Genomic DNA, 20,883 nt, shown 5'->3' with positions numbered 1-20,883 from the left:
GCGAGGGTGCCGGACGTGAGTTTGCGAACGAAGAGACCGCGGCACCCTTCCCGCAGTGGGGGTCGCTCACGGATACTTGAAGCGTTTACCGCCCTACGGGGCCCGGCGCTACGGCGCTCACGAGAAACACCGGACCGCGCGAAGGCGCGAAGAAAGGGGCCAACATCATGCCCAAGTCACGCAGAGTCCACAAAGCTGAACGCTTCGATGCGATGGCGCTTCCCGAAGAGCTCGTACAAGAGCTGCAGGCGCAGGGGTTTGAGCGCGCTTTCGAAATCCAGGAAGCAATCCTCCCCGACGCGCTCGCGGGCCGCGATGTTCTCGCTCGAGCCGAAACCGGATCGGGCAAAACCTTGGCTTTCGCGCTGTCCATGTGCGCGCGCTTTCGCCACCGCAGCTCACACCGACGCCGTCCGCTCGGCATGGTCCTTGTTCCCACCCGCGAGCTTGCCGTGCAGGTCGTGGACACGATCCACCCCTTCGCGCGCGCCGTGGGCATCAAGGCACAGCTCGTCTCGGGTGGCATGAATATCGACAAGCAGGCCGATGCTCTTCGCCGCGGCGTCGAGATCATCGTCGCGACGCCGGGCCGCGTCGTGGATCTCGCCCAGCGTGGCGACCTCTTCCTCGACCGCATAGAGACGACCGTGATCGACGAAGCTGACCACATGGCCGACCTCGGCTTCCTGCCGGTTGTGACCGAGATTCTCGCGCATGTCGAAATGGGCACGCAGAAGATGCTCTTTTCGGCCACGCTCGATCAGCAAGTCGACGCGATTACCGATCGTTTCCTCGTGGACCCCGTGACGCACGAGACGACGCCGGTTGCCGCGGCCGTGCAGAATATGCGCCACGTCGTGTATGCGATCAACCCGAAAAAGAAGCGCCAGATTACCGCGCAGATTGCCGCACGCGATGGCCGCACACTCCTTTTTGCCCGCACGCAGCTTGGCGCCGAACGCGTGGCCCAGGAGCTGATCGAGGTGGGCATTCCCGCCGCTGCCCTTCACGGCAATAAGCAGCAGGGGCTTCGCACGAACGTTCTCGCGGGGTTCCGCCAGGGTGCCTTTGACGTGCTCGTGGCGACCGACGTTGCCGCGCGCGGGATCCACATTGACGATGTCTCACTCGTACTCCACATCGATCCTTCCGACGACGCGAAGGAATATGTGCACCGCTCGGGCCGAACCGCGCGTGCCGGTGCCTCGGGAGTTGTCGTGACGCTGGCTCTTCCACACCAGGAGAAAAAGACTCGCCAGGTGATGGAAGCGGCAAAGGTCGAACCCGAATGGAGTGAGGTGAACTCCGAGACCGACGAGGTGATCCGGTATGTCGGAGGAAGGACGCCGAGTGGAACCCCCGCCCGGGACCCTCAGCTCGTCAAATACAAGGGGGCGCCCCGTAAGCTCGATGTCACCAGGATGCGCGGGGCTAACTCGAAAAACGCCGCCGAAAGGCGCGAGAACGAAAAGCGCCGCGCGGTCTACGACGAGCACGAGAGGTCTTCCTCTTCGCGCGCGTCCGGCCCAGGCAAAAGCCGTCGCACGGGTGGAAAAAAGCGAGGGTCCGACGCCCGCCGGGCACGCAATGCTTCCACCACCCGCCCACGCGGCCAGCGTCGGTCGCGCTAAAGCACAACTACACATCACATGATCCGCGTTCGATACGAGAAGGAGACCCCTCATGAGCGTGAGCCTCTTTGACCTGTTCAAGATCGGGATCGGCCCCTCGAGTTCGCACACCGTTGGCCCCATGCGCGCCGCGAAGGAGTTCGCTGACGAGGCCCTTGCCCATCCGACGATCGGGCCCGACATCGCCGATGTCGAGGTGCATCTTTACGGTTCGCTCGCGGCAACCGGCATGGGGCACGGGACACTCGACGCGGTCGTTCTTGGCCTCGAAGGCAACGATCCCGCGACCATCGACCCTGCGCAGGCATGGGCGCGTGCGAAGGATATCGATAGCAATGGTGGCCTCATGCTTGGCGGGCGCGTGCCCGTGAGTCTGCGCCCCTCCACGATCGTGCTTCACCCGCTCACCTTCCTTCCCGAGCACTCCAATGGCATGACTTTCGCGGTCCTTGACGAAAGCGGCAACGAACTCGAGAAACGCACGATGTTCTCGATCGGCGGCGGCTTCGTCGTGGATAAAGAGGAGCTTGAAGCCCAGCAAGCGTCGGAACCCCTCGCCGAAGGCGAGAGCGAAGCCGAGGGCGAAGGCAAAGTGAAGCCGATCTTCGAAAGCGGGGAAGAACTTCTTCGCGTGTGCGAAGAAAACGGCATCACCGTGTCGCAAGCGATGCTCATGCGCGAAAGGCAGTGGCGAAGCGACAGCGAGATCCGCAAGGGCATCCTCGAGATTTGGGCGGTCATGGAGGCCTGCATCGAGCGCGGTATGCACACCACCGGTGTGCTCCCCGGCGGTCTCAATGTGCGCCGAAGGGCAGCGACCTGGCACGATGCTCTTCAGCTTGAAGACCCGAACCATCGCGCCGATAACGCCTTTGAGTGGGTGAGCCTTGCTGCTCTCGCGGTGAATGAGGAAAATGCGGGCGGGGGGCGAGTGGTGACTGCACCCACGAATGGCGCCGCCGGCATTATTCCCGCGGTGCTCTACTACGCCCTCACGTACCTGCGCTACGACGATCGCGATGACATGATCGTGCGCTTCATGCTCGCGGCTGCGGCTTTTGGCTCGCTGTGCAAGGAACGCGCCTCGATTTCCGGTGCGGAAGTGGGCTGCCAGGGAGAGGTCGGTTCGGCCAGCTCGATGGCCGCCGCAGGCCTCGCTGAAGTGATGGGAGCGAAGCCTCGGCAAGTGGAAAACGCGGCCGAGATCGCGATGGAGCACAATCTTGGCCTCACGTGCGATCCCGTGGGTGGCCTCGTGCAGGTGCCCTGCATTGAACGCAACGCGATGGGCGCCATCAAATCGATCACCGCCGTTCGTTTCGCGATGCGCGGCAACGGTGAGCACTTCGTTTCGTTCGATACCGTGCTCGAAACGATGCGCCGCACGGGCAAGGACATGAACGAACGCTACAAAGAAACCGCGATGGGTGGCCTCGCCGTCACGGTTCCCGTGTCTTTGCCCGCGTGTTGAGGCACGTGGGCTACCGTTAGACGCGAATGCCACGCGCCACCGCGGCGCGACCTGCATGACAGAAAAGGACGGCCAAGGCCCCATGAACGATAAAGCTAGCGGCGACATCAACGGCGATTTCGCACCCGGTGAGAGCCCCGAGGAACTTGCGGCGGCGGCGGAAGTTGCCCCCGAGGTTGAGAAGCGCACCGACGGCGAACGTGCAACGCTCACGGAGGTCGCCAACTCCCTCGGCATCACGGCTGCGGTGGCGCTTCGTGCGCTCCGCGGAGAATCCGACATTAACTCGAAGCTCGTGAAGTCCGTGCGGGAAACCGCCGAGCGCTTGCACTACCCGCTCGAGGATCTCACGGGCGAGGATGACCACCGTGGTGTCGTCGCGGTTCTCGTGAACACGATGCGCAACACGTGGATCTCCGACATCGTGCGTTCGATCCGCATCGAGCTGGCCGCGACCGGTCGACACGTGGTGGTGGTGCCGACGCGGCGCCGCATGCCCGAATATCCGATCACCCTCGAAGAGGAGACCATCTCTTCGCTTACCGCTCTTGGCGTTGACGGCTTCATCATGGCGAGTGAGCTTCCCGAACTCGACAAGGTCTTCGAAGCAATCGGCACCCGACCGATCGTGGCGATCGGCGGCTCGAAAGAACGCGTTGGAAAATCTGACACGGTTCGCATCGACGACGAAGCAGGCTACGGCCTTCTCGTGGATCACCTCGTGAGCCTCGGGCACAAGGACATCGCCCACGTGGGCGGCGTGGGGTATGCCGTCGCGAAAGAACGCGCGGCAGCGTTCAAGGCTGCGATGAAGCGCCATGGTCTGGAAGATCGCGCACGCGTTGAACCCGCCGATTTCAGCGAGCAGGTTGGCCAGACCGCCGGCTCGATGCTTCTTCGCGGAAGCCAGGTCCCTACCGCGATCACGTGCTCGAATGATGTGACCGCTGTGGGCGTGCTCTCGGCCGCGGCCGATGCCGGCTACGACGTGCCGGCCCAGCTTGCGGTGACGGGGTACGGCAACACGTCGCTTGCGTCCTCGGGTATCGCACAGGTGACGAGCATTGATCCGAACTCTCGCCGCATCGGTGCGCTCGGTGCGCAGATGCTTGTCGAGCGCATTGGCGGCTTTGAAGGGCCGGCGCGCGACACGGCAGTGTCACCGCACCTCATTGTGCGCCGCTCGTCCTCGGCAGGCCCCCGCCCCGAGCAACAGCGCCGCCGCCGCGTGACGATCGACTAAACATCACACGACAAACGGAGAAAACCCTTCGAATCCTCTGAATACTTCAGGGGCCGCATTGATAGGCTGAGTGCATGATCAACTCCACGAACGACCGCTCTTCGAACGACCGCCGAACGAGCACAACCTCGCGGTCGATTGGCGAACTTGTCGCCTCGATCAAGAACGAATTCACCTCCGTGATCGATCAGCAGGTCGCGATCGCGAAGAAGGAAGTCACCGGAATCGCCGTCAAAGGCGGTGCCGTCGCGGCACTCGCGGCAGTTCTCGTGTTCTTCCTCCTGAGCGCGTGGGTCATGTTCCTCTTCTTCTGCGCGTGGGGCCTCGTGGCTCTCGGCCTCCCGGCTTGGGCGTCATTCCTCATTGTGTGCGGCTCGCTCGTCGTGCTCGGCGCGATTCTCGGCCTCATCGCCTACCTGATCGTCAAGAAGATCACCGCGCCCGAGGTCACGATCGAAACCGCGAAGAGCGCCGTCGATTCGGTGCAGGGGAAGCGTCGCGTGAACTCCGTTGATTACGACGACGCCTTCGAAGAGCTTTACGGCAAACAGGTCAGCGCCGCAACACCGCGCGAGATCTAACAATCATCACCGTCACAAAGCGAGGGGCGCCGCGAGTGCTCCTCGCTTTTTCGGTACCCACGAGAGGCTAGGCTTAAGACGTGACTCTACGACTGCACGATTCGAAAACCAGGACAGTATCGGACTTCACCCCGCTCAAGGACGGTGAAGTCTCGCTCTACGTGTGCGGGCCCACGGTCCAAGACGGCCCCCACGTGGGGCATATCCGCACGTTCCTCGCGTTCGACGTGCTCGTGCGGTGGCTGCGCAGGAGCGGCTACCGAGTCACCTACGTGCGCAACGTGACCGACATCGACGATAAGATCCTCGCGCGCGCCGCCGAAGAGGGCGAGGCTTGGTGGAAGTGGTCCTACGCAAACGAACGAAAATTCGGTGAGATCATGGATCAGCTCGGCGCCGTGCGCCCCGATCACGAGCCGCGCGCCACGGGGCACGTCACCGAGATGATCGACTTCATGCAGCGCCTCATCGAACGTGGACACGCCTACGCCGACGGTGAGGGAAGCGTGTACTTCGACGTCTCCTCGCTGCCCGAATATGGTTCGCTTACGAACCAGTCGATCGAGAACATGGTCGACGACGCCGAAGCAGCCTCGAACCTCAAACAGGACCCTCGAGACTTCGCACTGTGGAAGAAGGCCAAGGCAGGCGAACCCGAGACCGCCAAGTGGTCGACACCTTTCGGCGAGGGGCGCCCCGGGTGGCACCTCGAGTGCTCGGCCATGGCGAAGAAATACGTGGGGGAGAGCTTCGATATCCACGGCGGTGGCCTCGACTTGCGCTTCCCCCATCACGAAAACGAGCAGGCTCAGAGCTACGGCGCGGGCTACGGATTTGCGCAGCGCTGGATGCACTCGGGCATGCTCACCGTTGACGGCATGAAGATGGGCAAGAGCCTTGGCAACTTCATTACAGCCGAAGATGTCCTAGCGAAACATTCAGCGGCTGCCGTGCGCCTTGCCATCGTCGGCTCTCACTACCGCACAAACGTCGAGTTCAACGAAACGACGCTTGCCGAGGCGGAAACTGTACTCTCGCGACTTCGCGGCTCGCTCACGCGCGCACTCGACGCCCTCGAGCAGGCAGGAGCACACGAAGAGCTTTGCGAACCGGGCGAGGGAGCACTTCCCGACCGCTTCACCGACGCGATGAATGACGACCTCGGCGTCGCCGATGCCCTCGCAGTCGTCCACGAACGACACGGTCAACTCAATACTCTTCTCGCGAAACCGCACATTGATGCTCATGAGGTCGCGAGTGCCGTCAACGAGCTGCGAGACATGCTCGATGTTTTCGGCCTCGACCTGCTCGGCGCGATGTGGTCCGATGAGCTTGGTGCGGGTGGTGCGGAGCACGACGCTCTCGATGCCCTCATCCGAGCGCAGCTCGAGGAGCGCGCAGAAGCACGGAAAAACAAGGACTGGGCGAGCGCCGATGCGATTCGCGATCGCTTCGCAGCCGCCGGCATTCGCATTGAAGACTCCGCGGGCTCCTCCCGCTGGAGTCTCACGAACTAGGAGAGACCATGGCAGGACACAAGAGCTCCCGCAAAGGCCCCAAAGTCGGTTCTGGCGGCGTGCGCCGCCGTAGGCTCGAAGGCCGCGGCCCCACCCCCAAGGCGGAGGATCGCCCTCACCACAAGGCCTACAGGGGTACGCACGACACCGTCGGAAAATCCGGTACCAAATCCGGCAAGCGCCGCCCGCCGCGCAGGTCCCCGAAGGACGCCGCGAATCGGCCCACCGTGATTGCGGGCCGTAACTCCGTGCTCGAAGCCCTCCAAGAAGGCGTTCAGGCGCTCTCTTTGACCCTCGCGATCAGGCTTGAGGCCGATGAACGCGTACGCGAGATTATGCGCCTTGCGCATCAAAAGGGCCTTCAGCTGCATGAAGCCACGCGCGCCGAACTCGATCGGTTCACCGATGACGCGATCCACCAGGGCGTGGCCCTCACACTTCCGCCGTATGAATACGCCGACCCGGCAGATCTCCTCGAGATTGCCGCGGACGACTTTGACACGCCGTTGCTGATTGCGCTTGACGGCATTACCGACCCACGCAACCTCGGCGCGATACTCCGAAGCGCGGGCGCGTTCGGCGCGCACGGCGTGATCATTCCCGAACGTCGAAGCGTAGGCATGACCGCGAGCGTCTACAAGGTTGCCGCGGGCGCCGCGACGCGTGTGAAAGTCGCCCAGGTCACGAACCTCAACCGCACGATCGACTCGCTCAAGAAACAGGGCGTCTTCGTTGTGGGGCTCGATGCCGATGGCGAATTGGAGCCGCGAGACATGGATCTGGCGACCTCGCCGATCATGCTCGTTGTCGGTGCCGAAGGTAAGGGAATTTCGCGCCTCACGCGCGAAAAGTGCGATGCGATTGTGTCGATCCCCATGGCGGCGACGACCGAGTCGCTCAACGCCTCGGTTGCCGCGTCAATCGTGATGTACGAGATCGCGGGTACGCGTGCACGAACGGGGCGCGCCTAGCCCTGAGTGAGCCTTACAGCTCCGTCTCGGTCACGATCGGGATTGCCGAGGTCTCCGACGTGATGAGCGCTCGCTCGTCCTGGCGGTAGGCGAGGACGTTCAGAATGTAATCCTGCACGGCTTTATCCCACGTGACGTCCTTGCCGAGACGCTGGGACATGAACCATTTGTGCTCGAGGAGTTCGTGGTAGAACTCGGGCGCGGGGAGCTTCTTCCGCATCGCGCGAGGGATTGCCCGCACGACCGGCTCGTACTGTTCCTGAAGCCATTCGTGCGCCACGAACTCTTCCTCCTCGCCCTGCTGGTCGGTGAGGGCGCGGAACTGATCGAGATCGTTGAGCAGACGCCTCGCCTGATTTTCTTGCGCATCGATGCCCGTGAGACGCATGAGGCGCCGCCTATGGTGGCCGGCGTCCACAACCTTCGGCTGCACCGTCACGGTCGTGCCGTCTAGGTCGGTTGTCATGTCGAGCTCGTCGACGTCGAAGCCGAGCTCATTGAGTTTTTCGATACGCGCACTCACGCGCCAGCGCTCATTCGCGCTGAACGTCTCGCGGCCCGTGAGGGCATCCCACAGCTCGTTGTAGCGCTCAAGCAGGCGATCACCCACGGTGATGGCGTCAACGTTGTCGGGCAATTGCTCGGCAGCTTGAAGATCAAGCATCTCGCCCACAATGTTTGTGCGTGCAATGTCGAGATCGTATTCACGCTGCCCCTTCGTGAGGTGGTCCTCGAGTTGGCCCGTCTCGACGTCGACGATGTACGCGGCGAAAGCCCCCGCATCGCGTTTGAAAAGCGTGTTGGAGAGCGAGACATCGCCCCAGTAGAAGCCTACGAGGTGGAGTCGAACGAGGAGTACGGCGAGGGCATCGAGGAGTTTGCGGGCCGTGTCTTCGCTATTGAGCTGCGAGAACACTGCGCGATAGGGAAGTGAGTACTGTAAATGGCGCGTGATGAGGATGGCGTCGAGCTCGCGGCCATCCTCGGACGATTCTCGGCCGCTCACGACGGCGAACGGTTCAACCGCGGGGATGCCGAGCTTTCCGAGGAGGCGCAGGGTCGTGAACTCGCTGCGCGCGAGGTTCTCGTTGATCTCTTTGAGGGCGAGGACTCGCCCGCTCACGCGCGCGAAACGCACCACGTGGCGCGAAATACCGCGGGGGAGTGAGGCGAGGAGCGAATCGGGCCATTCGGCCAGGGGAAGGCCCCACGGTAGATCGAGGAGCGCCTCGTCGGCTCGCGCTGCGGAGATCTCGATGGGTGCCATGCTCTCTATTCTCCCTCACTCTGGTGCCGAGTATGCAAAGAAGGCACGCGATTCGCGTGCCTTCTTTGTGAATGTTTCCTCGTGAGAGGAACGACAGGGTCAGTCGCCGAGGCGGTTGCCCGACTTCAGGTCGAACAGGTGCACGTGGTCAGCCTTCGGGTGGAAGTGCACGGTCTCGCCCTTCTGCGGAGGGCGGCGGCCGTCAACACGCGCGATGATCGGCTTGTCGGTCTCGCCTGCACCGGCGAGGCGACCGTAGACGTATGCATCGGCGCCGAGCACCTCGACCATGTCGACCTCGACGGGGAGGCCATCGGAAGCGAGTTCGAGGTCCTCGGGGCGCACGCCGACGGTGACGGCCTTTTCATTGGACTCCGAGAGAGTGGAGCGATCCACGGGGATCACGGAGCCACCGAAAGCAACGCCCTGGTCGGTGAGGGGCTGCTCAATAAGGTTCATGGCGGGCGAGCCAATGAAGCCTGCAACGAACACGTTGTTCGGGTGATCGTACATGCGCTGCGGCGAGTCGATCTGCTGGAGCACACCACCGGCGAGAACAGCGACGCGGTCACCCATCGTCATAGCCTCGGTCTGGTCGTGGGTCACGTAGACGGTCGTGACGCCCAGGCGGCGCTGGAGCGAGGCGATCTGGGTACGGGTCGAGACACGGAGCTTTGCGTCGAGGTTCGAGAGCGGCTCGTCCATGAGGAACACCTGAGGCGAACGCACGATCGCGCGGCCCATGGCCACACGCTGGCGCTGACCACCCGAGAGGGCCTTCGGCTTACGGTCGAGGTACTGCTCGAGGTCGAGGATCTTCGCGGCCTCTTCCACGCGCTTGCGGATCTCATCCTTCGGCGTACCCGCGATCTTGAGCGCAAAGCCCATGTTGTCGGCGACCGACATGTGCGGGTAGAGAGCGTAGTTCTGGAACACCATCGCGATATCGCGGTCCTTCGGCGGAACGTTTGTCACGTCGCGATCGCCGATGAAGATGCGGCCGGCGTCGATCTCTTCGAGACCCGCGAGCATGCGCAGCGAGGTGGACTTACCGCAGCCCGAGGGGCCAACGAGGACGAGGAATTCGCCGTCTTCGATCTCGATGTTGAGGTCGTCAACCGCGGGCTTATCGCTGCCCGGGTAGATGCGGCTTGCGTGGTCGTAAATCACCTTTGCCATGGGTATTCCCTTCACCGGCAGGTACGTGCCGGACGATCCGTTGTGAAGTAACAGCCAGCGTTCCTCGCTGACGTACGGATAACAATACCGCACTGTGGCACTCACCATACGGGACGCGCCGGTGGGTGGGCCGGTCGCTTCGGTTTGGGAGGGCCGTAAGGTGGTCGGGGAGCCCGACGCATGCTCCGCTCTCTGAGTGCCTCGGTGGCGCGCGGCGAAGATCGGCACATGCGTGCGTGTGAGATGGGCTGTGAAGCGACGATGACGAGAGCGAAAGGCGGCGATGGCATGACGAGCCTCGCGGAACTCATTGAAAAGACCCTGGCGAAGCGGCGGAGCGAGAACGAGCCGCTCAGGATTGTGCAAGCGGGGCACCCGGCACTTCGCGCCCACTCAAAGGACGCGGCACGGGCGCTCGATCCCGAACTCCTCGGTGAGTTCATCCAGGCACTCGTGGTCACGATGTACGAAGCTCCCGGTGTGGGGGTGGCGGCCCCGCAGGTGGGTGTGCCGATCCGCCTCGTGGTAATGGAGGATTCCGTGCGGGAAGAAGGCGAGGAGCGCGATGCTGGCGACGCTCTTTACGAGCGTGACAATCTCCCCCTCATGGCAGTGATCGACCCTCGCTATGAAGAAGTGGAGGGGGAAGATACCGTGACGTTTGGGTGGGAAGGGTGCTTGAGCGTTGACGGTTGGCGTTCGCTTGTGCCCCGACCGAAGAGCGTGCGCGTTTTCGGTACCGCGATCCTTGCCGGCGGCGAAGTACGTGAACTCGACGAGGTGTGGACGGGATGGAGTGCTCGCATCTTCCAGCATGAAAGCGATCACCTCGATGGAATTTTGTGCCACGATCGCGGCGTTGAGCGATCACTCGTGCAGGATTCCTACCTGCACCGTTACACGGATCTTTCAGCCGCGGTTCGTTACCTTGGTCTGCGCGGCGACGTCGCGAATCTTGAGCCCGGCGCCGTAGATCTTCACCGCACGCGGGCGTGAGTGCGCCCGAAAGCGTCCATGAAAAGGAGAGCAATGGCCTCGAAGGACCTGCGCACATCAAAGAAATCGAGCGGGAAGGGCAAGGGCGGGGAATCGCTCATCGATGACAAGCAGTTTGAACTCATCGATAAGGCCCTCGCCGTCCAAGGGCCGATCGCTCGCAAATACGTTGATTCGCTTCGCCGCAAGAATCCCACGTGGAGCGATGACCAGATCATCGCTCGCCTCGAAGGCCACTTCACGAAACTAGCCGTGGCAACGGGCGTCGGCATCGGCGGCGTGGCCGCACTTCCCGCGGTTGGAACCGCTACCGCGGTCGCGCTCACCGCGGGTGAGGGCATCGCCTTCGCCGAGGCATGTGCCTTCCTCACTCTCGGCATCGCGCACGTGCGTGGCGTGGACATGAGTAAACCATCGGTGCGCCGCACCGTGATCCTCGCGATCCTCGGCGGTGAGCGGGGCACGGAGATCGTGACGAAAGCTCTTGGAAAGAACGGCCTTCAGTGGTCGACGGTTCTCGACGGCATGGCGCCGCCGTTCATTGCCGACGCGGTGAACACACAGGTGAACCGCTGGATTCGTCGGACTGTGACACGTCGCTTTACGGGGCTGTGGGCGGGGCGCCTCATCCCGTTCGGTATCGGTGCCGTGATCGGCGGGCTTGGCAACAAGACGCTCACGAAGACCGTCATCGAAGCCGCACGCGAGGTGTTCAGCCACGTCGACGACCCCGTGCCTTCGAGCCTCGTTGAAGATCCCGAGAGTGACAGCAACTCCGGTGAGGGGCGCGACGCCTAGGCCCGCATAGCTTTTCGAAAGAGAAAAGGCGCTTCCGGATGTTCCGGAAGCGCCTTTTGTTCTAGCACGACGATTAGATGTCCTGAGTGAACTCGTTTTCGTGCTCGGTGCCTTTCGCGCGGCGATAGGACGCACGGATTTCCTCTTCTGCGTCGTCGCGGCCCTCCCAGTGGGCACCCTCGACGCTCTTGCCGGGCTCGAGGTCCTTGTAGACCTCGAAGAAGTGCTGGATTTCGAGGCGGTGGAATTCGGAAATATCGGTGAGTTCCTGGCGTCGGATCTGGCGCTTGTCGCCAACCGGAACCGCAACGATCTTGTCGTCGCCGCCGGACTCATCGCGCATGCGGAACATGCCGAGTGCACGGCAGCGAATCAGGCAGCCGGGGAAGGTCGCCTCTTCGAGAAGGACGAGCACGTCGAGCGGGTCGCCGTCCTCACCGAGCGTGCCCTCAATGAAGCCATAATCATCGGGGTAGCGGGTTGCCGTAAAAAGCATGCGATCGAGCCGGATGCGACCATTGTGATGGTCGACTTCGTACTTGTTGCGATTTCCCTTGGGGATCTCGATCGTGACGTCGAATTCCACGTGCGTGACTCCATTGCCTAAGGTGATTCATGTGTGCGAGGGCCGTGCCCTCTGCGTGCAACAATAGCGAAGATCCTCAAGCGTCGGCTGTTTTACGGAGTCTGGGCGGGCAACGCGCGCGTAAACTTTGCACGAAGTCACAGACACAAAGACGCCCAGCGCGGTCATACCAGGGTGAAGAGGAGCATTCTCAGATGGCGAAGTCGAAGGCAACCGAGATTGTTGCCGCGGCCCTTGCGCTCGCGCTTCCCGCAGCCTTCTATACGTTTGGGGACCTCGTCGATGGCTTCCCCGGCCCCCTCACCCTCCGCACCCAAAAGGTTGCTGACCTCGAAGGGGTTCCCGCCGAAGGCGAGGCATGGGAGCGTGAAGATCTCGTGCGGCCGCGGGATGCTGCGTCACCCGTCGAGCGCGTGAGTGGCGAGCACATTACGGCGGCAGTTGAAGCACTTCCCGGGCTCGGTGCCTATTCCGGGAAACTTTCCTACGCGGTCGTGGATGCGGCAAGCGGTGAAATGATTGCTGAACGCGATGCGAGCGTGAGCCTCACCCCTGCCTCGACCATGAAACTTCTTTCGGCACTCGCGGCGGCGAAAGCGGTGGGGCCCGAGCAGACACTCACCACGCGTACAGTTCTCGATGGTGAGCGACTCGTGCTCGTAGGCGGTGGGGACAACCTGCTGACGGTGAAGCCGAAGGAAACGAAAGAGGGGATCGCGCGTGCGTCCCTCGCCTCGCTCGCGGATCAAACCGTGCAAAAGCTGAAGGCGGAGGGGCGCACGAAAGTGACGCTCGTGTTCGATGACACTCTCTTTGGCAACGATCCCGTCAATCCGGCGTGGGGCGAGAACGGCCCTGCCGGGGGGTGGGTTGCGCCGATTACGCCGCTCGGGATCGATGCGGGGCGAGCCGACGGTACCAAGTACGGCGCGAAATCGAAGGACCCCTCGTACGACGCAGCAAAGGCCTTCGCGGAGCTCCTCAAGGAGCGCGGGATCACGATCGAGGCAGAGCCCACTCGCGGTGCTGCGCCCGAAGGAGCAACCGAGCTGGGATCCGTGCAATCCGCACCTCTCAGTAGCTGGATTGCCCATACGCTTCTCTATTCCGATAACACTCTTGCGGAAACGCTCGCGCGCCTCGCCGCCGTCAAGACGGGACGCCCGGGAACCGTGGCAGGTGCCCGCGAAGCCGTGAAAGCGGAGCTTGACGAGGTCGCGCGCGAGAAGGGGTTTTCAACCGAAGGCCTCGTGATTGCCGACAACTCGGGTCTGTCGAAAGATAATCGACTATCACCGTCGCTTCTTGCACATTTGACAGCGTGGGCATCCGGGAATGCGCCAGTCGAGATCAGGGACACCTTTGCACGTGTCCCGATCGGCGGGCTCACGGGAACGCTCAAGAATCGTTTCGGCGAGGCCGGTGCCGAAGAGGCCCGCGGTGTGGCACGTGGAAAAACCGGAACGCTTTCGGGAACCTCCACGCTTGCCGGCACGACCGTGCTCTCGGACGGCCGCGTGGTCGGTTACGCCATTTTCGCGTACGACTCTCAGGCGGATGGGTACGCGGAGGCACGTGCGCTCGTCGATGACGTTGCGAGCGCGATCATTTCGGCGGGAGGTCCGACGCCTGCGGGCCTCTACGATGCTCCAAGTTCTCCCGCAGAAGCCGGAGCAGGGGAAGGTGAGGAACAGTGAGCGGCCCGCCCGAACCCGTTGCACGGGCACGCGTTGCCGTGAAAGCGGCCCTCGTGGCAAGGCTCGAGGAATGCGCCGACCTCTCCGAGGGAGCGCAGCTCGCGCCTCGCATCCTCGTTGGCGTGAGCGGAGGCGCCGATTCCCTCGCGCTTGCCGCGACAACCCAGTGGGTCGCCTCGAGGCTCGGTCTCGAGGTTGAAGCGGTACTCATCGACCACGGTCTCTCCGATCACTCCGCTTCAGTTTCCGAACGCGCGGCCCTCCAATGCGAGCGGCTGGGTCTCGCCCGGTGCCACATCCGCCGAATTCACGTGGACACGGCGGGGGAGGGGGGCCTCGAAAACGCCGCCAGAATCGCGCGTCACGAGGCCTTCAACGACATGTGTGAGGAACGTTCCGCCCTCGCACTCCTCCTTGGGCACACACTCGATGATCAGGCCGAACAGGTGCTTCTAGGGCTCGCACGTGGCGCGGGAGCCCGCTCGCTCGCGGGGATCCCGCGAAAACGCGGGAGTCTCCTTCGCCCGTTTCTCGGCACGGGACGCGACGAGAAAACCGGACTGTGGAGGCGCGACACACGCGCCGTGTGCGAGGCACTCGGCCTCGACGTGTGGGACGACCCCATGAACGACGACGAGGCCTATTTGCGAGTCGCAGCGCGTTCGCGAGCGCTCCCGATGCTCGCCGACGTTTTTGGTGAGCAGGTGGCCGCGAATCTCGTGCGCACCGCCGATCTCCTTCGTGATGATGCTGACTACCTTGAACAAGAAGCGGAAGAAACTTACGCGGGCCTGCGTCGGAATCCCCCGAGCAGAACCCCCGGCCTACTCGCGCTTGACGCTTATGCCCTTGCCCCGCTCAACCGTGCCCTGCGCACTCGCGTGATTAAGCATGCGATCGCCCAGGCGAGTGCGCTCGCGGGTGCAAGTTCAGGCAAGTCGCTCCTTCGACGTCAGATCCTTCACGTTGACTCCCTCGTGAGCGCCTATCGGGGCCAAGGCCCCATCCCCCTTCCGGGTAAGATCGAAGCGATACGCGACGAGGGGCTCATCGTTTTCCGTGCGGGAGGCACCCGCTTCCATGACACGCAAGGCTGAGCCCCCGCGACCTCGACAACGCGACGCACCGGGAAGGAACCCCATGACCATGGATGAGGACGTCGAGCGCATCCTGCTCGATGAGCAGGCGATCCGCGAGCGGATCAGCGAACTCGCCGCAGAAATCGATCGCGACTACGAAGGCGAGGCGCCGCTGCTCGTTGGCGTGCTCAAGGGAGCCGTCATGGTCGTCGCCGATCTCGCGCGGGCGATCACGCTCGACGTAGACATGGACTGGATGGCCGTGAGCTCGTATGGAAGCGGCACGAAGTCCTCCGGAGTCGTGCGCATCCTCAAGGATTTGAGCGCGGATATCACCGATCGCCACGTGCTCATCGTCGAAGACATCATCGACTCTGGCCTCACCCTGAGCTGGCTTCGCACGAACCTCCGCTCGCGAGGCCCGAAGAGTGTCGAGATTTGCACGCTTTTGCGCAAGCCCGAAGCTGTCAAGGTGGATATTGACGTGAAGTACGTGGGCTTCGACATTCCGAATGAGTTCGTGATCGGCTATGGCCTCGACTACGCCGAGAAGTATCGCAACCTCCCCTACGTCGGAATCCTCAAGCCAAGCGTCTACGCCGATTGAGAACATCGGGGCGTCTGACAGCCCCGGCCCAGCGATTCGGGGTAGATTCGCGTTCATTCACGAAATGCGCGCGAGGCATAAGCCCCGCCCTACAAGAACGTAAGATTTAGCACTTCACATGGCAGAAAAAAAGAAATCCCCCGCTCGCAACCTGTGGTTGTGGAGCCTCGCGACCCTCGCGATTGTCCTTCTCGCCTTGAGCATTTTCGGCCGCGGCGGATTCCAGGATATTGACACCGAGCAGGGCCTCACGCTCCTCAAGGGCGACACCGTTGAGCAAGCGGAGATCATCGACGGCAACCAGCAGCGCGTCAACCTCGTGCTCACGAAGGACTTCGAAGACAAGGGCAAGCGCGTGGCCTTCTCCTACGTGACCGCGCGCGGCGATGACGTGGTGAAAGCCGTGAATGATGCTGCGCCATCGAAGGGGTACACGGATAAGATCGCGACGCCCTCGTGGTGGGGTCAGCTTCTTCTCACGTTCTTCCCACTCATCATCATTCTTGGCCTCTTCTGGTTCTTCATGATGAACGCCCAGGGTGGCGGCCGCGCGATGCAGTTCGGCAAGTCCAAGGCGAAGCTTTTCAACAAGGACATGCCGAAGGTGACGTTCCAGGACGTCGCCGGGGCCGAGGAGGCCGTTGAGGAGCTTGATGAGATCAAGCAGTTCCTTGTGAGTCCCGAGCGTTATCACGCGGTCGGAGCGAAGATCCCGAAGGGCGTTCTTCTCTACGGTCCTCCCGGTACGGGCAAGACTCTCCTCGCGAAGGCTGTCGCGGGCGAGGCGGGAGTGCCTTTCTACTCCATTTCGGGCTCGGACTTCGTTGAGATGTTCGTGGGCGTAGGTGCGAGCCGCGTGCGCGACCTGTTCAACACAGCGAAGGAAAACGCTCCCGCGATCATCTTTATCGACGAGATCGACGCCGTTGGTCGCCACCGCGGTGCCGGCATGGGCGGCGGTCACGATGAGCGCGAGCAGACCCTCAACCAGATGCTTGTCGAGATGGACGGCTTCGAGGAGCACCAGAATGTCATCCTCATCGCCGCGACGAACCGCGTGGACATTCTCGACCCGGCGCTTTTGCGCCCGGGCCGATTTGATCGCCAAATCGCGGTTGAGACCCCCGACCTCAAGGGCCGCCGCAAGATTCTCGAAGTGCACGCGAAGGGCAAGCCGCTTGCGGCCGACGTCGACCTCGACAACATCGCGCGTCGCTCAATCGGCATGAGCGGTGCGGATCTGGCGAACGTGCTGAACGAGGCTGCACTCCTCACGGCGCGTTCGGGAAACCAAATCATTGACATGCGCGCCCTTGATGAAGCCATCGACCGCGTATCGATGGGCCCGCAGCGCTACTCGAAGGTCATGAGTGAGCGCGAGCGGCAAATGACGGCCTACCACGAGGGTGGTCACGCACTTGTCGCCGCGGCCCTCAACAACTCGGCACCCGTGACGAAGGTGACGATCCTTCCGCGCGGCCGCGCGGGCGGGTACACCATGGTGGTGCCGACGGCCGACCGCAACTATCAAAGCCGCAATGAGCTCCTTGACCGCCTTGCCTACGCGATGGGTGGCTACGCGGTTGAGGAAGGCATCTTCCACGACGTCACGACCGGCCCGAGTTCCGACCTCAAGAACGCGACGGGCATCGCCCGCGCGATGGTCACTGAACTCGGTATGAGCGGTGTTGTGGGTCAGGTGGCTCTGAGCAAGGGACAGGACGAGGTTTTCGTGGGCATGCAGCAGGGCCAAGGGCCCGGCTACAGCGAGGACACGGCACGCTTGATAGACGAAGAGGTGCGTCGCCTCCTCGATAACGCCCTGGATGAGGCCTGGAGCGTGATCAAGACCAACCGTGCCGTGCTCGATCATCTCGTTGAAGAGCTTCTCGAAAAGGAGACGCTCGGCGAGAAAGAACTGGCGGAGATCTTTAAGGACGTGACCAAGCGTCCGCCGCGCGAGGTGTGGCAGTCGAGCGAAGACCGTCCCGTGTTCAACGAACCGCTCGCGGGTAGCGACCGCCCCGGCACGATCGGCAGCACCGTCCCGGATGGCACCGAGAACGACCAGGCCGGTGAGGAACTCGGCGGGACCCCGCCCGAGCTCCCGCAACCAGGTGACGGTTCTCCTCACATCCCGGGTGCCGAGTAGCGCATACATCACGTCCCTCGCGAGCAGTACTCGCGTGAAGAAAGAAGGATTCATGAGCGAGAACCACAATGTGGTGGAGAGCATCGATCGCGAGAGGATTGAGCGCGCCGTGCGAGAGATCCTCGAGGCCATCGGCGAGGACCCGGATCGCGATGGGCTTCTCGATACCCCGGCCCGTGTTGCCCGCATGTACAGCGAGGTATTCCGCGGACTGCACGAGAACCCGCGCGAGCACATGCATACGAAGTTCGAGGTCGAGCATCGCGAGCTGGTTCTCGTGCGCGACATCCGGTTTTATTCGATGTGCGAGCATCACCTCGTGCCTTTCTTTGGGCGTGCGCACGTGGGGTATGTGCCGGGTAGGGATGGCACGGTTGCAGGCCTTTCGAAGTTCGCAAGGCTCGTCGAAGGGTACGCGGCGCGGCCGCAGGTTCAGGAGCGGCTCACGAGCCAGATCGCGGATGCGATCCACGAAGAGCTTCACGCACACGGCACGATCGTGGTACTCCAGGCCGAGCACCTGTGCATGGCGATGCGGGGCGTGAAATCTCCCAATGCTGAGACCGTGACGAGTGCCGTGCGCGGCTCGCTCCAGTCCAATGCGGCCACGCGTTCGGAGGCGATGAGCCTTATCCTCACGGGTCTGCACCACTGATTTTGGCGAAAGCGCCGCTCGCGGCGGGAAAGGGCATCACATGAGCGCAACGCGACAGGTTCTGGACTTCTCTAGCGCCCCGGCGTGGCGGCGTGTGGAGGGCCTGCCTTCTTCGCTCACGTGCGAGCGGACCCTCGTGATGGGGGTGCTCAATGTGACCCCGGATTCGTGTTCCGACGGTGGCGAACACAACGAGTTCCACAGCGCGCTCACGCATGCCGAGCGCCTGGTAAGCGAAGGCGCCGACATCATCGATGTTGGTGGCGAATCCACGCGCCCGGGTGGAAGCCGCGTAAGTGAGAGTGAAGAACTCGAGCGAACGGTGCGGGTGGTCGAGGCGCTGGCGTCGAGAGGTATCCCCGTGAGCATCGATACGATGCGTGCCGCGGTCGCCCGTGCCGCAGTCGAGGCGGGTGCGCTGATCGTCAATGATGTCTCCGCGGGCCTTGCTGATCCAGAGATGTTCCAGACCATCGCGGGTCTCACGACTCCTCTCGGCACGCCGCCCGTCTACATTGCTATGCATTGGCGTGGACACTCCAAGGAGGCAATGTCACACGCGGGCTACGGCGAGATCGGCGCGGACGTCGCACGCGAACTCGGGGCACAAATCGAGAAGGCGGTGCACGCGGGCATCCCTCGTGAAAGCATCGTGGCGGACCCAGGCTTCGGGTTTTCAAAGACGGGTGAAGACAACTGGAACCTCTACGACCAGATCGATGCGGTTGAGGGGCTCGGCTACCCGCTTCTCATCGGTGTGAGCCGTAAGCGTTTCGTGAGAGCACTCGATATCGACCGCGACGCGGGAACCGCCGCGCTGAGCGGCGTCGCCCAGCTGAGGCGCTCGTGGGCGGTACGCGTTCACGATGTCGCTTCTACCGTCGCCAACATCCGGGTCATGCAACGCCTTATGGCTGGTCCTGAGGGGCGAGACTTGGGGCTTGGGGCGAGCATTGCCGACCGCAATTACGGGGAGGAGGCGCAAGCATGACGTGGTGCGATATCGCTTTTGCCGCGCCCGCCGCGCTTTCCCATATCGCGGTTGAGGGTGTGCGCGTGCACGGCAAGCACGGCGTGTTCGATCACGAAAAAGCGGAGGGCCACGATTTTCTCGTGGACGTCGATATGAGCGTGGACACGCGCTCGGCGGGGCGCGATGATGCGCTCGAGCGAAGCGTGAGCTACGCGGACGCCGCGGCAATCGTCGAAGAAATCGTCTCGGGGCGAAGCGTCGACCTGATTGAAACTCTCGCCGAGCGCATCGCCCAGTGTGTACTTGAGCGGCATGTGCTCGTGCGCGAAGTGAGCGTGAGCGTGCACAAACCCACCGCGCCAATTCCGCAGCCCTTCACCGACGCACGCGTACGTCTCACAAGGCGCGCGGCACCCGTGAGCGCTTTCATCGCGCTTGGCTCAAATCTTGGCGATAGCGAGGACTTCCTCGCCGGTGCTCTCGCGGCACTTGCGCGGATCCCCGAAACTCGTCTCGTTGCCGCGAGCCGCGTTTTCGAAACCGACCCCGTAAGCGACATTGATCAGGACGTGTACCTCAACGCCGCTGCGCTCCTTGAGACCTCGCTCAGCCCGTGGCAGCTTCTCGACTCACTCCATGAGATCGAGAATGCCGCAAGGCGCACCCGCACCCTTCGGTGGGGGCCACGCACCCTCGACCTCGACCTCATTTCCTTCGGGCAGTTCACGTGCGACGATGAGCAACTCACGCTTCCGCATCCGCGAGCGCACGAACGCGCCTTTGTTCTCGCACCGATGCTTGACATCGATCCCGACTGGAGCTTCCCCGACGGCCGGCAGGCGTCGGACCTCGTGAAGGCCGCCCCCGACCGTGCGGGCTTGCGCCCCGGTCCCCGCGTTGCCGGTTTCGCGAGCGAGGCTCGCCCACCCAAGGGTGTGTGATGACAAAAACTCCTGCGCTGCGGCTTCTTGGAATCGCCCTCGTGGCTGGCCTTGCGGGCCACGGGCTGTCTCTCGCGTTTGCCTCGCGAGGTGCCCCGGTTCCCGTCGCCGGCATCATGCCGGGAATGGTGTTCCTCATTCTTTCGGCCGTCGTTCTTGCCCTTGGGCTTCGCGTGAAGAGATATCTCGATGAGTCCCGTGAGCGCGCGAAAACCCATCCGCTTACGCCGCGCAAGCATCACATCGACATGGTCACGGCTTACAGGATCGTTCTCGTGGCGCGTGCCGCGGCCTATACCGGTGCGATCGGTGCTGGCTTTTACGCGGGTATGTGCGCGTTCCTCGCCACCGCAGGGGGCGGAACACTCAGCGGTGCCATTCTTCCGCTCGGCTTCGATGCGCTAAGCGCGCTCATTCTCGCGGTGATCGGGCTTATCGTAGAACGGTGGGGGACTCTGCCGCCTACCGACTCCGGGCCTATGGGGCGCGCGGGTGAGAGCGCAGGCTCCCTTTGAAGCTCTCGCCCACTGTGTTAGAAA

The 20,883-nt window shown here is 63.0% G+C and carries 19 protein-coding genes; 16 read left to right on the top strand and 3 right to left on the bottom strand.

The window, feature by feature from the left end; all coding sequences use genetic code 11:
* The first annotated feature begins 167 nt into the window (after positions 1-167).
* The 6 genes from NBW56_RS06990 (at position 168) to rlmB (ending at position 7,414) form a co-directional block, all read left to right on the top strand.
* Complete coding sequence (locus NBW56_RS06990) at positions 168-1,631, top strand: DEAD/DEAH box helicase (protein WP_126847517.1); 1,464 nt, start codon at positions 168-170, stop codon at positions 1,629-1,631.
* A 52-nt stretch (positions 1,632-1,683) separates the two neighbouring features.
* Positions 1,684-3,102: an L-serine ammonia-lyase gene (locus tag NBW56_RS06985; protein ID WP_250258591.1), complete on the top strand. Its 1,419-nt coding sequence runs from the start codon at positions 1,684-1,686 to the stop codon at positions 3,100-3,102.
* A gap of 82 nt (positions 3,103-3,184) precedes the next feature.
* Positions 3,185-4,345 carry a LacI family DNA-binding transcriptional regulator gene (locus NBW56_RS06980; RefSeq protein ID WP_126847513.1) on the top strand — a complete coding sequence of 387 codons (1,161 nt, stop codon included), beginning with the start codon at positions 3,185-3,187 and terminating at the stop codon, positions 4,343-4,345.
* A 74-nt stretch (positions 4,346-4,419) separates the two neighbouring features.
* Positions 4,420-4,926 (top strand): phage holin family protein, encoded by a 507-nt coding sequence (locus NBW56_RS06975; protein WP_065247614.1) that lies wholly within the window; start codon positions 4,420-4,422, stop codon positions 4,924-4,926.
* Positions 4,927-5,006: 80 nt separating this feature from the next.
* Positions 5,007-6,443, top strand: coding sequence for a cysteine--tRNA ligase (gene cysS / locus NBW56_RS06970; RefSeq protein WP_250258590.1), 1,437 nt, complete (start codon positions 5,007-5,009; stop codon positions 6,441-6,443).
* An 8-nt stretch (positions 6,444-6,451) separates the two neighbouring features.
* Positions 6,452-7,414 carry a 23S rRNA (guanosine(2251)-2'-O)-methyltransferase RlmB gene (gene rlmB / locus NBW56_RS06965; protein ID WP_250258589.1) on the top strand — a complete coding sequence of 321 codons (963 nt, stop codon included), beginning with the start codon at positions 6,452-6,454 and terminating at the stop codon, positions 7,412-7,414.
* A 13-nt stretch (positions 7,415-7,427) separates the two neighbouring features.
* Here the strand turns inward: rlmB and NBW56_RS06960 are convergent, their stop codons facing one another.
* Positions 7,428-8,681: a DUF4032 domain-containing protein gene (locus NBW56_RS06960; protein WP_239378823.1), complete on the bottom strand. Its 1,254-nt coding sequence runs from the start codon at positions 8,679-8,681 to the stop codon at positions 7,428-7,430.
* 99 nt (positions 8,682-8,780) lie between these two features.
* Positions 8,781-9,860 (bottom strand): ABC transporter ATP-binding protein, encoded by a 1,080-nt coding sequence (locus tag NBW56_RS06955; protein ID WP_239378822.1) that lies wholly within the window; start codon positions 9,858-9,860, stop codon positions 8,781-8,783.
* Between the two features lie 261 nt (positions 9,861-10,121).
* Between NBW56_RS06955 and NBW56_RS06950 the strand changes: the two genes are divergently transcribed.
* Together NBW56_RS06950 and NBW56_RS06945 are read left to right on the top strand one after the other, a co-directional pair.
* A complete protein-coding gene (locus NBW56_RS06950) occupies positions 10,122-10,856 on the top strand; it encodes a peptide deformylase (protein ID WP_250258588.1) in 735 nt (244 codons plus the stop codon).
* Between the two features lie 33 nt (positions 10,857-10,889).
* Positions 10,890-11,654 carry a hypothetical protein gene (locus tag NBW56_RS06945; protein WP_250258587.1) on the top strand — a complete coding sequence of 255 codons (765 nt, stop codon included), beginning with the start codon at positions 10,890-10,892 and terminating at the stop codon, positions 11,652-11,654.
* 73 nt (positions 11,655-11,727) lie between these two features.
* On the opposite strand, the gene NBW56_RS06940 is transcribed toward NBW56_RS06945, so the two are convergent.
* Entirely contained in the window at positions 11,728-12,240 is a 513-nt protein-coding gene (locus NBW56_RS06940; RefSeq protein WP_016664322.1) for an inorganic diphosphatase, read from the bottom strand.
* Positions 12,241-12,434: 194 nt separating this feature from the next.
* Here NBW56_RS06940 and NBW56_RS06935 point away from each other — a divergent pair, with 194 nt between their 5' ends.
* The 8 genes from NBW56_RS06935 to NBW56_RS06900 all read left to right on the top strand — a co-directional run bounded on the left by NBW56_RS06935 (position 12,435) and on the right by NBW56_RS06900 (position 20,859).
* Positions 12,435-13,937, top strand: a complete 1,503-nt coding sequence (locus tag NBW56_RS06935; RefSeq protein WP_239378819.1) for a D-alanyl-D-alanine carboxypeptidase/D-alanyl-D-alanine-endopeptidase — start codon at positions 12,435-12,437, stop codon at positions 13,935-13,937.
* Positions 13,934-15,034: a tRNA lysidine(34) synthetase TilS gene (gene tilS / locus NBW56_RS06930; protein WP_250258586.1), complete on the top strand. Its 1,101-nt coding sequence runs from the start codon at positions 13,934-13,936 to the stop codon at positions 15,032-15,034. The genes NBW56_RS06935 and tilS overlap by 4 nt, the downstream gene beginning before the upstream one ends.
* A 43-nt stretch (positions 15,035-15,077) precedes the next feature.
* Positions 15,078-15,623 (top strand): hypoxanthine phosphoribosyltransferase, encoded by a 546-nt coding sequence (gene hpt, locus NBW56_RS06925; RefSeq protein WP_372487308.1) that lies wholly within the window; start codon positions 15,078-15,080, stop codon positions 15,621-15,623.
* Positions 15,624-15,741: 118 nt separating this feature from the next.
* Complete coding sequence (gene ftsH / locus NBW56_RS06920) at positions 15,742-17,775, top strand: ATP-dependent zinc metalloprotease FtsH (RefSeq protein ID WP_065247623.1); 2,034 nt, start codon at positions 15,742-15,744, stop codon at positions 17,773-17,775.
* Between the two features lie 52 nt (positions 17,776-17,827).
* On the top strand, positions 17,828-18,430 hold the full coding sequence (gene folE, locus NBW56_RS06915; RefSeq protein WP_250258585.1) for a GTP cyclohydrolase I FolE: 603 nt from the start codon (positions 17,828-17,830) through the stop codon (positions 18,428-18,430).
* A gap of 40 nt (positions 18,431-18,470) precedes the next feature.
* Positions 18,471-19,421 carry a dihydropteroate synthase gene (gene folP, locus NBW56_RS06910; RefSeq protein ID WP_250258584.1) on the top strand — a complete coding sequence of 317 codons (951 nt, stop codon included), beginning with the start codon at positions 18,471-18,473 and terminating at the stop codon, positions 19,419-19,421.
* Entirely contained in the window at positions 19,418-20,344 is a 927-nt protein-coding gene (gene folK / locus NBW56_RS06905) for a 2-amino-4-hydroxy-6-hydroxymethyldihydropteridine diphosphokinase (RefSeq protein WP_250258583.1), read from the top strand. Before folP ends, folK begins: the two co-directional genes overlap by 4 nt.
* The gene (locus NBW56_RS06900) at positions 20,344-20,859 is read left to right on the top strand and encodes a DUF3180 domain-containing protein (RefSeq protein ID WP_250258582.1); all 516 of its coding nucleotides are present in this window, start codon (positions 20,344-20,346) and stop codon (positions 20,857-20,859) included. Before folK ends, NBW56_RS06900 begins: the two co-directional genes overlap by 1 nt.
* Positions 20,860-20,883: the final 24 nt, after the last annotated feature.

The sequence above is a fragment of the Dermabacter sp. Marseille-Q3180 genome (assembly GCF_940792985.1).
Taxonomy (GTDB): domain Bacteria; phylum Actinomycetota; class Actinomycetes; order Actinomycetales; family Dermabacteraceae; genus Dermabacter; species Dermabacter vaginalis.
This window is presented reverse-complemented; position numbering and strand designations above follow the sequence as displayed.